Raw genomic sequence first — 11,344 nt, forward strand, 5'->3', positions numbered from 1 at the left:
CGCGCAGAAGACCAAGAGGGACGATGGCGGTGGGCATACACGCACGAACGACTCGTGCGGGCCCGCAACAGTGTGAACCGGCTCATCGGAGCCGAGGTGTTGTTCACCTACACCGACCCCCAGTTTGAGGGGGCGTTGCCGGCGATGAACAACCAGATCGAAGGCGCGACCAACGCGCCCTTGCGTCAACTGTTGCGCGACCACCGGGGAATGCGGCTGACCCGCCGGATCAAAGCGATCTTCTGGTGGTGCTACATGCACACCGAAAACCCGCTCCCACCAGCCCAGATCCTCAAAATCATGCCCACAGACACCCAGATTGAAGCCCAATGGGAACACGCCTCGCGCACACACCCCGCAGCCGGTGTCATCCCCAGATGGGGCGACGCTATCGCCTGGCACGACCTCCACCACACAAGCCCCCACCGAAACAACTGGGACTAACCCTCCACCAACTCTTTTTGTCCTTTAACCCCGATGCGGACCAGTGTTAAATGATACTGGCTTGCAGGTAGTGATTCCTTGATGTTGGCGGCGTGCAGACTGTGTAAGGTGGGGTAGGGGCTGGAAGTAAAGACTGTATGGGCCTGGTGGGAAGGCCTACATAGAGGTTGGCTGGAGGGCTGCCGGCAGAGGTGCGGTAGTCCTTACGAATAGGGGCGGTGGCAATTTTTCTCAGTTTTATTAGTGGTTTGAGACACATTGGTGCAGGTTTTTTGATTTGCCTGCGAGATCCAGGTTGCAGATCTAAAATATTAGGCATTACTAAACGCGATGTATAACACTCCAAAAGCACGGGGTGTTATGTACCATGCTTTGTAATACTTCCCCAACACTCCCTTAAAGCTTCATCAGTGTAGATAAATCACGGGGGAACACAATGGGGGCCTCAACAAATAAACGGTATCTGCAGGCAGCACTGGCCTTAACCCTGCTGGCTTGCTCGAGCATAGCCGGCTGCAGTGACAACCAGGAGCAAAGCGGTTCAAATTCTAGCGGTAAGGCCGCCGTCGCCACTGCACATGCCAAGACGCCAAGCGCCACGCCAAAAGCCAGCGGCAAGGCTACTGGTACGCCTACTGCAACCGGCACGCCCAGCGCTACATCTAGCCCGACACTCATCATGACCCCAGAGCTGGAGGCTTCTAAAAAGCGTGCCCTGGCCACGCCACCACCACCCAAGCCTGAACTGATCACAGTCAACAGTGATGACGGTGCGATCGCTACCGCTAAATACTGGGTGCAGCTTCACTATTACATCTACACCACCGGCAAAGTAGATGAATACAAAGCACTCTGTAGCGGCGATGAATCTACTGCTGTTACTCCAGTAAATTACGCAACCGGAAACCATGCTAGGGGTGGTTGGACTGATCCAGTTGTAATTAATTTTACCGCAGCGTTCCGCAGAGATGACTTCAAAGACGACGTAGTAGTACAAGTTAATTTCGAACGCGAAGCTTACACTGTATATAGCGGTAATGGGGCGACTGAATATTTTCCAAAACAATCACGCTGGGCTGGCGTAAAACTTGAATACACTGACACACAGTGGATCGTTAAAGAGGCTGTTAATAATGAACGTTAAGCAATTATCTGGTTTACTAATTCCAATAATTACTCTATCTGCTTCTGCGCCACCAGATACAGCTGGAGATAGGGACTCTACTGGAAAATCTTTCATTATAAGTGCGCGTGAAGAAACAACTACTCCTGGTGGTTTTTCTGCGGTGGCTGAGCCAGCCGGGCCTGTAGACCCTGAAGCAGCTAAACGAGCCGCTGAAGAATACGCCCAAAAATGCATACTGCCACAGGTAGAAGTACTCATGACAATGGGGATGGCCCCAGGGCCTCCCCAGGAATGCACTGCCCAAGTCAACACTGGCGCGCCACTGGCTGCTGGCCCTACCACGGTCAGTAATGAGCAAGTAGCTCGTCTGATCCCGCATGGTTCTGGGATCAATCGTTACCCCAGCGGGGAAATCTTCGTTATCTTCAAACAACCCATGATGGTGTGGACCAGCCCTGACAAGCAAACCTTCAACATCACCCTGCTAGGCACACCCATTGAGGTTGAGGCGACGCCTACTTCTTTTAACTGGGACTGGGGAGACGGCCAATCCCTCGACACCACTGACCCGGGCACTCCATACCCTAACTACACTGTCAGCCACCCCTACGAAGTAACCGGTAACGGATACGTGATTAGGCTGCGTACTTCCTGGAGTGCTAGGTGGCGTATTGCAGGCCAAGCCCAATGGCACCAGGTCAACGGCACAGTCACCACTACTGAGACATCCAGCCCGTTCAACTTGTATATCGCTGACTCTTACGGAACCACTCCGTAAGTCTTAGTTGCTGCTTCGTAAGAGCTTCTTACGGCACTACTTCAAACTTTTCGGCAACGGCTTGTTGCCACTCGTAATTAGATAAATCAATGCGGATTAATCATGGGGGAAACACAATGAAGACAGCACCATATAAACGTCAGCTTCAAGTAGCGTTGGCTTTAACCCTGTTGGCCTGCTCAGGGCTGAGCGGGTGTAGCGGAGGCCAAGAGCAAGGCGCTGCAAATGCTGGTAGTAGTAAGGCCGCCGTCGCCAGCACACACACCAAGGTAGCCACCGCTGCCCCCACAGCCAGTGGTAAAGCCAAGGATGCTGATAAACCCACAGCCACCTCGACCGCGACCTTGTCACCAGAACTTGAGGCAGCTAAAAAGCGAGCCCTAGCCACACCGCCACCACCCAAGCCTGAACTGATCACTGTCAACAATGACGACGGTGCGATCGCCACTGCCAAGTACTGGGTGCAGTTACACTACTACATATACACCACCGGAAAAGTAGATGAATACAAAGCATTATGTCCAGGAAACGGCGACACGGCCACCAAGCCAGTAAAACACGCAACCGAAAATTACGTTAATGGCGTCTGGAATGACCCCGTCACAATTACGTTTACCAAAGCTTTCCGCAGATCAGATTTTAAAGATAACGTAGTAGTACAAGTCAACTTTGAACGTGAAAGCGTTAATCAGTATGACAGTAATGGCAAGGTTACATATCGCGAGAAACAATCTCGTTGGGCTGGCGTAAAACTTGAATACAACGGTTCACAATGGATCGTAATCGAGGCGGTAAACCGGCTCTTCATAATTGAGGGTGTAGTTGGGGTCTGAATCCTCCTGTTTCGAGGAGGCAGCGGGCGATGTAGTTGGTGAGGTTGCGGAACCCAAGTGCGGATCCGCGTAGATGTTCAAGGCGCCCGTTGATAGCTTCGGTAGGGCCATTGGAGGTGTGGGGATGATCGAAGTAGGCCAGGATGTCCCCGGCTCGGCGTTTGAGTGTCCTGCCCAGCGTAATGAGCTCTCTCAGACCCCTCGGTACACGCGTGCAGGTCAGTGTATTAATTTCGGCTTGCATCATGGCCTTGCCCGCAGCCGTGTCGGGCGCGCGGTAGGCATCAATGATGTTCTGGTAGGCACTCCAGGTGACCTCGAGGGCGACGTGCTCCTGACTGGAAAACAGGTCGAGTAGTTGGTGCTGCTGGCGTGGCGTGAGCAGGCAAGATCTGGTGCGCAAGCATCCTGCGAGCCTTGTACAGGGGATCCGTGGCACGCCCGCGCCGATGGTGAAGGTCTTGCCCGATGCGCCTGCGGCACTCATCCAAAGCGTTGCCAGCCAGGTGTACAACATGGAAGGGATCCATGACTGCCCTTGCATCGGGGAGTTCTTCGGCGGCAGCGCTCTTAAAACCAGTGAATCCATCCATCGCGACGATCTCGATACGCTCACGCCACGTGTCGGGGCGGGAGGCCAGCCAGGCTTTGAAAACCTGCTTGGAGCGACCCGGGACCATGTCCAAGAGCCGGCAGGGGCCGCGACGGTCGCGGATGGGCGTCAAGTCCAAGATAACGGTGACGTATTTGTCTCCGTAGGGGGTGTGACGCCACACGTGTTCATCCACCCCGATGACACGCACGCCATCGAACCGTGCTGGATCATTGATCAGTAGACGCTCTCCTTCGGTCAGGACAGCGGTGTTGGCGGTATTCCAGGACACGCCTAGGGCCTGGGCGATACGAGCCACTGTCAGATGGTGGACCACCAGGCCCACCAGCGCCCAGCGCACCGCCGAGTGTGAGAGCTTCGCGCGTGGATCGGCCGCTGCACTCATGTTTTGACGCCACACGTGAGCGCACTGGGAGCAGCGGTAGCGGCGCACGCTCACGTGCAAGATCGTGGGGTGCCACCCGTAGGGTACGTGAGCCAAGCGCCTGATCACCGTGTCGCGTACGACGCCTTCGCCCCCACACTGTCGGCACCACCGGTCCTCACCCACTACCTTGCAGGCCAAGATGGTCCGATCGCCTCCTACACGCTGGCCCGTCACTTCCAGGCCCAGGTCATCCAGGCGTGTGAAGGTGCTCAGGTCAGGGCGATCAAAGGTAGTATTAGGCATGTCGAGGTCTTTCGGATGGACGGTGTAGGAACCCCCATCATCGGAAGACCTCGACCCCTACCCGGCCACGACACGCCGAACCCCGCATACCACCCCCACACCCTCAATTATGAAGAGCCGGTAAACCGTGAAAGCTAACCAATTGGCGCATTTATTGATCCCGGCAATTATTCTATCTCTTCCTGCAGATACAAATAATTGGGGAGAGATTGATGATGGTGCGGACTCTTTCGTTATTGGTGAGAGTAAAGAAAGTTCAACTAGTCCTGGTGGTTTTTCGGCGATGGCTGAGCCAGCCGGGCCGGTAGATCCTGAAGCGGCTAAACGGGCCGCTGAAAGGTACCGCTTACATTGCGTCACAATGCCGAAAATAGTCGCCATCTTTGATAAAACCGAGGTGATCACCCCCGAGGAATGCACTGCCCAGTGCTAACACTGGTGCGCCTTTGGCTGCTGGGCCTACCACGGTCAGTAACGAGCAGGTAGCTCGCCTTATCCCGCACGGCTCCTGTATCAACTATCCCAGCGGGGAAATCTTCGTTATCTTCAAGCAACCAATGATGGTGCGGACCAGCCCCGATAACATCACCTTGCTAGGCACGCCCATTGAGGTTGAGGCGAGCCCTGTGTCTTTTAATTGGGATTGGGGGGACGGTCAGTCTTTCGAGACCACTGACCCGAGCGTACCTTACCCTAACTACACGGTTAGTCATCCTTATGAGGTTACTGGTGACGGCTATGTGATCAAACTGCGTACTTCCTGGAGTGCTAGGTGGCGTATCGTCGGCCAGGCCCAGTGGCACCAGGTCAATGGCACAGTCACCACTACTGAGACATCCAGCCCGTTCAATCTCTACATTGCCGACTCTTACGGAACCACTCCATAAAAGCTTCTTACGGGACTATTTCAAATTTTTCGGCAATGGCTTATTGCCACTCGTAATTAGATGAATCAACGCAGATAAATCACGGGGAAACACAATGAAAACACCACCAACTAAACGCCACTTACAGACGGCTTTGGCTTTGACGTTACTGGTTTGTTCAGGACTGACTGGGTGTAGTGAGAGCCAGGAACAAAGCGGTTCAAACACAGCTAGCGGCAAAGTCGCCGTCGCCAGCACGCACACTAAAGCGGCTACCGCCACGCCAAAAGCTAGTAGCGGCGCGTCTACTGTAACTGGTAGGCCAAGCACTACAGCTAGCCCGACACTCATCATGACCCCAGAGCTGGAAGCTTCAAAGAAGCGCGCCCTGGCTACGCCACCACCACCCAAACCAGAACTAATCACCGTCAATAGCGATGACGGTGCGATAGCTACCGCCAAATACTGGGTACAGCTGGATTATTACATCTACACCACTGGAAAAACTTCCGAGTACAAAGAACTATGTCCAGGCAGTAGCTACACGGCTACTACGCATGTCGAACATGCAAAGGAAAATCATGCTTTAGGCGGCTGGACTGAGCCGGTTACAGTGAAATTCACTAAAGCTTTTCGTAGGGATGACTTTAAAGACACGGTAGTAATACAAGTCGAGTTTGAGCGTGAAGCTTTCACTCAATATCACAGTGAAGGCAGGATTCAACACTACGAAAAGCAGTCACGCTGGGCTGGTGTAAAGCTTGAATACAACGGCTCAAAATGGATCGTAATTGAAGCGGCTAATCGTGCAGATTAAAAGATTAATATATGTGCTAGTACCAATAATTGCCTTATCTCCTTCTGCGATGGCAAATACTGAGGGAGAGAGTGACGATAATGGCATTGTTATCAGTAAGCGTGAGACCACGACTAGTCCTGGTGGTTTTTCAGCGGTGGCTGAGCCAGCCGGGCCCATAGACCCTGAAGCAGCTGCGATATACGCGGCAACATACCAGTTCGCATGCGTCATAATCCCAAACCTGCTATCTCATGCAACAGGAGGAAAACCTATAGCAGTCCACGAAATGTGCGCTGCTCAAGCCAACACCGGCGCACCCCTAGCAGCCGGCCCCACTACGGTCAGTAACGAGCAAGTAGCGCGGCTCATCCCGCATGGTTCTGGTATTAACCGCTACCCGAGTGGGGAGGTTTTCGTTATTTTTAAGTAACCCATGATGGTGTGGACCAGCCCTGACAAGCAAACCTTCAACATCACTCTACTGGGTACCCCTATTGAGGTTGAAGCTACACCCACTTCTTTTAACTGGGATTGGGGGGACGGTCAGTCCTTTGACACTACTGATCCGGGCAGTCCATACCCTAACTACACGGTCAGCCACCCCTACGAGGTAACCGGCAACGGATACGTGATCAAACTGCGTACTTCCTGGAGTGCTAGGTGGCGTATCGCTGGACAGGCCCAGTGGCACCAAGTCAACGGCACAGTCACCACTACTGAGACATCCAGCCCGTTCAACTTGTATATCGCTGACTCTTACGGAACCACTTCATAAGTTTGACCTAGTAGCTGTAAAAGAGCTTCAAACTAGGTAAATTTAAGCTACGGCGACGGTGGTGTTGACTTCCGCCTAACATAAATCCAGGTGCCATAGTTAGGCAGGGGGTGCACCGCCGTCGTCGTTACCCTAAAAACCTGCAAAACAAGAGGCTGTCCCTAGAGGGACTTCCTCTATGGGCAGGGCGCGGCAGGCCGGCATTGCTTGCGGCTTGCTAGTCTGTTGAGACTAAGTGACCTCAGATTCTAGTGAAGGTTGCTGCAACTACCCCCTAGAATCCAGCGGGCCAGGCAAGTAAAGGACAAGTACGCAGGGAAGGGGTTTACAGATACGGGGTTTTCGTCCGTTGCCTATAAAACCCCATGAAAAAATTATAGGGAAGGGACGATTTTGCCTGTAAATGCATGTGGCTGTACAGAATTTGGCTGTGAAAATTTGCATCACCCAGGTTGCTTGTCCAAGCTGCAGTAATCATGACAGCTTATTTATGTGACACATTCACGCAAATCCGTATCATCCCCTGAAGGGGCCGACACTACACAGTCACGTTTAAGCACCGAGGGGGCAGGTGCTACTTTCAATGAGTCAGGCTCAACCACTAAAAGCCTAGCCGCACCTACACTTATCGCATTGGCACTTATGTCTGGGGTAGCACCGCTATCTACCGACCTATACCTGCCGGCAATGCCAGCCATGGTTAAAGATCTGGCTACCGAATCAGCCACAGTACAGTTGACACTGACTACATTCCTGATCGGTTCGGGACTTGGCCAGGTGTTTTTTGGTCCGCTCTCTGACCGAATTGGGCGCCGTAAACCATTACTAGCAGGGCTAACACTGTATGTTGCGGCATGTCTGATTGCTGCTTTCTCCCCAAATATTGAGCTACTGATTGGGGCCCGCTTACTTATGGGCCTAGCCGGCAGCGCTGGTATGGTGCTTGGACGCGCCATTGTCCTAGATGGCGCTCAGTCTAAGCAGGCTGCCAGCGCCCTAAACGTCATGATGACCATTACTGGGCTAGCGCCAGTTGTTGCCCCATTGCTGGGAGGGGTACTCGCTGACCCTATTGGTTGGCGCGGAATCATGGGGGTTATGGCCGCCATTGGCACGCTAACCATCATCATGACTGTGCTGTTTGTAAGCGAATCGCTTCCGCGTCAGGTGCGTGAAAGTCGCCGAGCAGCGGGGGACAAGGGCGGATTTAAAGCCTTAGCAAACCTGCGCTATATCGGTTTTGGGGCCACCATGGTGTGCGCGGCCGGAGTGCTATTTGCCTACATCGCTGCCTCACCTTTCGTATACCAAAACATGATGGGCATGAGCGCGACGGGCTACTCCATCGCCTTCGCTGTCAACGCTATGGGCATGGTCTCTTGCACTGCGCTTTCAGGCAAACTAGCCAAACGCTACAGCCTAGAAAAGCTAATTGCTTTAGGTCTGGCTATCAATGTTTCAGCCGTGGCAGGTATTGGCCTAGTTACCATTACCGGCTCCGATATTCGCCTGATGGCGCTGTGTTTCTTCTTTGCAGTTGCCTCGCTGGGATTCATTTTTGGTAACTCTACTGCCGTGGCACTGTCCGCAGTTGACCGCGCCGCCGTGGGCACTGCTTCAGCCATGATTGGCATGAGCCAGTTTGCCTTAGGTGGTATCGCCACGGCCACAGCCGGCTTGAGCGGCGAAAACTCTACGGTTGCGCTTGCCATTGTCAGTGCAGTTTCAGCTGCGTGTGCTTTGACTGCTTTCCTCATGGCCCGCAAGGCGCCGGTGAAGATACACCACATCGGCTAGTAGATTGGGGTAGATGGTTAAATTTGTGGCAGGTGGCTGGTCAGCTGCCCGCCATAAGTGTTTTAGGGGGCGCTGTGGCTCTGGCTTCTGTGGCCCTGACTTAGAATGTGCTCATGCAAGCTTTTAACGTTTTAGTTCCGGCCCATGTTGATAACCAGGGTAAGCACGTGCCAGCCTTGGAACTAAGCGAATTTGTTTTAGAAGATGCCGCTGCAGTTAGTGAGATTTGCGCCGACGCCGCGATCGCTAAATGGACTACGGTGCCCAGCCCCTACACGCTTGCAGATGCCCAATATTTCATTAAGGAAGTAGCTCAAGCAGGTTGGCGCCAGGATTTACGCGCAACTTGGGCAGTGCGGTTGGACGGCCAGCTGGTGGGCTGCGTTTCACTTGAGTTTGCTAGCTCTGCAATTGGCTACTGGTTTGCGCCCCAGGTACGCGGCAGCGGGGTTGCCAGGGCGGCTGTGGCGGCAGTAATTCATGCGGCTTTTGATAATTTTGATATGCCCGCCCTGTATTGGGCAGCTGAAATTCACGACGGCGTACCTAACTGGCCTTCGTGGCGTTTGGCCTGGTCGCTTGGTTTCAAGCGGGAAGGTTTGGTGCGTTTGCATGGGCAAAATAAGGGCGAGTATTGCGACCAGTGGGTGGGCACACTGCTAGCTGGTGACCCATTAGAGCCGGTTGCTCCCTGGGATGGCCCGGTCAGGGGGCGCCAGGCTGTGGATACTACTTTGGTGGCTCACGACGGCGTCGGTGAGCGTGAGGGGGACGACCCGGAGGCTTTGGTGCGCCGCTTCCACCATGTTTATGGGCTGCCGGTTTTGCCTACTGATGCCCCTAGTGTTGATAACGAGCGCGTACATATGCGCATGAGCTTGATTGCCGAAGAATTTAGTGAACTAGTAGGTGCGGTCTATGGCAAGCGTGCTCGCGCAGGGGTTGAGGCTGCTTTTAAGCAGGCAGTTAGCGACGACGACGGCTCGCGCGACACGGTCGAGGCGGCTGACGCTTTGGCTGATCTGATCTACGTCATTTACGGTATGGCCCTAGAAATGGGTATTGACCTGGCTAAAGTGTTAGCTGAAGTGCAGCGTTCGAACATGTCTAAACTGGGTGAAGATGGCAAACCTATCTACCGTGAAGATGGCAAGGTGCTTAAAGGCCCGGGCTACTTTAGGCCTGATGTGGCCGGGGTGCTGGGGCTGTAATAGGTTCTGACTATGAGCTAGGAAGGGGACAAGGGCATGAATGTAGAAGCTGAGGCAACTAACCGGGTAGCTATCCTACTGGGCCGAAAAGTGAGCCTAGAAGATTTACACCGCCTGATTTTAGATATCAACTCTCTACTTTCACCCACTGTTCCTATCGTTATGGGCCCAGATTTCGCTATTCGCTGGGTGCTAGGGGTGCGCAGTGTAGAACTTGGCGTCACTGCGGATAGAAAATGGGGCTATAAGCTTACGCTGCGCTGCTATGACACCCAAATAGTAGAGGGTGAAGAAAAGCTTGCGGTTGATTACCGTGAGCCAGATGAAGATATAGCTAATTTTAGCTATGCCTGGTCTATCTATCCGCTTGGTGCACCTAAAGGTTGGTTAGATCTAGCTTATATGCTTTGCTATAACTGGAGTACGTTTGATATGTATTTCGCTCCAGTGCTTAACAGCTTGCCTGAAGCTATCAAACTAATGCCACCCGCTTGGCGTAAACCGGTTAATTTTAGCTGGAATATGGAGGCGTCTGGTTGGGGGATTGTGCAGGTTGGCGCCACTGAGCAGGGACTTACTATCAGCTCAGTTGTGGGCGCCGAACAGGTTGAAATTCCTCTAGAGGCATTATGGCATGTTGATATAACTGCGGTTCTCTCTGGATTGGGTGGGGGAGTGCCACTTAAACAGCTACCTTTCCTAGGTTGTGAAGGTTTAGCTAATGGTCCAGAGTCTTTGACTGGCCAGGAAAGCGCAGAGGATCTAGAGCTGTTTGCTGAGTGGGAAGATGACGAGGAAAACGAAATAGAGCCTGATGGCAGTAACTTTCCAGCCCTTAGTTTCGACGACGTACGCAACTTGGTGGCTAAAGCTCAGCTTGATGAGAGTGAAGGCTTTGAAGAAAAACCGTTGCAGGGTGTGCCAGTTAATCCGGGCCTAGCGTTGCAGTCAGTTTTTAAAATCATTGATAGTTGGCTCTCTGGCATAACCCCCAGCCAAAGCGCCATTGAGGCGGGTGCCTGTCCGGGAGATCTAGGTGGGCGCCAAGCTTGGCTAGGGCCAGGATGGTATTTAGAAAAGCGCTATGCCTGGAATCTAAATGTGGCCCCAGAACCTAAGGAGGCTAGCTTAGAGCTAGATCCAGCCAGTCGTGCCCGCATGGCCTGGTCTTTAGCTTGGGAACTTGAAAAACGTTATGGCGCCCCCATTGGTTCACGCACCACTAGCCAGGGTGGTTTAAGCAGACTGTTTAAACTGGGAGATAAGGGCGTGCAAGTCCACACTGACATCTGGGGGATTACCGTCACCCTAGGTGACTTTATCCAGATCGGTATCCAAAACTCATTTACCTAAAGAGCTGCCAGCTGGCGGGTAGGTTAAGGATAACTGACCCAGAACATCTATAAGCAGCGACTATAAAAAGCTGTGGGGC

The 11,344-nt window shown here is 53.2% G+C and carries 10 protein-coding genes and 2 pseudogenes; 11 read left to right on the forward strand and 1 reads right to left on the reverse strand.

Annotation, left to right across the window (positions count from 1 at the left end):
- The 4 genes and pseudogenes from HMPREF0045_RS10885 to HMPREF0045_RS02070 form a co-directional block, all read left to right on the forward strand.
- Positions 1–444: pseudogene (locus HMPREF0045_RS10885) on the forward strand (hypothetical protein); the annotation flags it as partial.
- 436 nt (positions 445–880) lie between these two features.
- Entirely contained in the window at positions 881–1,588 is a 708-nt protein-coding gene (locus HMPREF0045_RS02060; protein ID WP_005985022.1) for a DUF6318 family protein, read from the forward strand.
- Positions 1,578–2,348, forward strand: coding sequence for a hypothetical protein (locus HMPREF0045_RS02065; protein WP_005985025.1), 771 nt, complete (start codon positions 1,578–1,580; stop codon positions 2,346–2,348). Before HMPREF0045_RS02060 ends, HMPREF0045_RS02065 begins: the two co-directional genes overlap by 11 nt.
- A gap of 116 nt (positions 2,349–2,464) precedes the next feature.
- A complete protein-coding gene (locus HMPREF0045_RS02070; protein WP_005985027.1) occupies positions 2,465–3,181 on the forward strand; it encodes a DUF6318 family protein in 717 nt (238 codons plus the stop codon).
- Here HMPREF0045_RS02070 and HMPREF0045_RS02075 read toward each other — a convergent pair.
- A pseudogene (locus HMPREF0045_RS02075) lies at positions 3,153–4,464 on the reverse strand (ISL3 family transposase). The gene HMPREF0045_RS02070 and the pseudogene HMPREF0045_RS02075 sit on opposite strands and share 29 nt — an antisense overlap.
- 127 nt (positions 4,465–4,591) lie before the next feature.
- Here HMPREF0045_RS02075 and HMPREF0045_RS10890 point away from each other — a divergent pair.
- The 7 genes from HMPREF0045_RS10890 (at position 4,592) to HMPREF0045_RS02105 (ending at position 11,265) form a co-directional block, all read left to right on the forward strand.
- The gene (locus tag HMPREF0045_RS10890) at positions 4,592–4,897 is read left to right on the forward strand and encodes a hypothetical protein (RefSeq protein WP_005985032.1); all 306 of its coding nucleotides are present in this window, start codon (positions 4,592–4,594) and stop codon (positions 4,895–4,897) included.
- A 13-nt stretch (positions 4,898–4,910) separates the two neighbouring features.
- Positions 4,911–5,351: a hypothetical protein gene (locus tag HMPREF0045_RS10895; protein ID WP_005985034.1), complete on the forward strand. Its 441-nt coding sequence runs from the start codon at positions 4,911–4,913 to the stop codon at positions 5,349–5,351.
- Positions 5,352–5,445: 94 nt separating this feature from the next.
- Positions 5,446–6,147: a DUF6318 family protein gene (locus HMPREF0045_RS09505; protein ID WP_081466770.1), complete on the forward strand. Its 702-nt coding sequence runs from the start codon at positions 5,446–5,448 to the stop codon at positions 6,145–6,147.
- A gap of 415 nt (positions 6,148–6,562) precedes the next feature.
- A complete protein-coding gene (locus tag HMPREF0045_RS10900) occupies positions 6,563–6,904 on the forward strand; it encodes a hypothetical protein (protein WP_005985041.1) in 342 nt (113 codons plus the stop codon).
- A gap of 633 nt (positions 6,905–7,537) precedes the next feature.
- Positions 7,538–8,701, forward strand: coding sequence for a multidrug effflux MFS transporter (locus HMPREF0045_RS02095; protein ID WP_155813070.1), 1,164 nt, complete (start codon positions 7,538–7,540; stop codon positions 8,699–8,701).
- A 113-nt stretch (positions 8,702–8,814) separates the two neighbouring features.
- Complete coding sequence (locus HMPREF0045_RS02100; protein ID WP_005985045.1) at positions 8,815–9,912, forward strand: bifunctional GNAT family N-acetyltransferase/nucleoside triphosphate pyrophosphohydrolase family protein; 1,098 nt, start codon at positions 8,815–8,817, stop codon at positions 9,910–9,912.
- Positions 9,913–9,948: 36 nt separating this feature from the next.
- On the forward strand, positions 9,949–11,265 hold the full coding sequence (locus HMPREF0045_RS02105; RefSeq protein WP_005985047.1) for a hypothetical protein: 1,317 nt from the start codon (positions 9,949–9,951) through the stop codon (positions 11,263–11,265).
- Positions 11,266–11,344 lie beyond the last annotated feature (79 nt).

Origin of the sequence: Actinomyces graevenitzii C83 (assembly GCF_000239695.1) — a bacterium.
Taxonomy (GTDB): domain Bacteria; phylum Actinomycetota; class Actinomycetes; order Actinomycetales; family Actinomycetaceae; genus Actinomyces; species Actinomyces graevenitzii.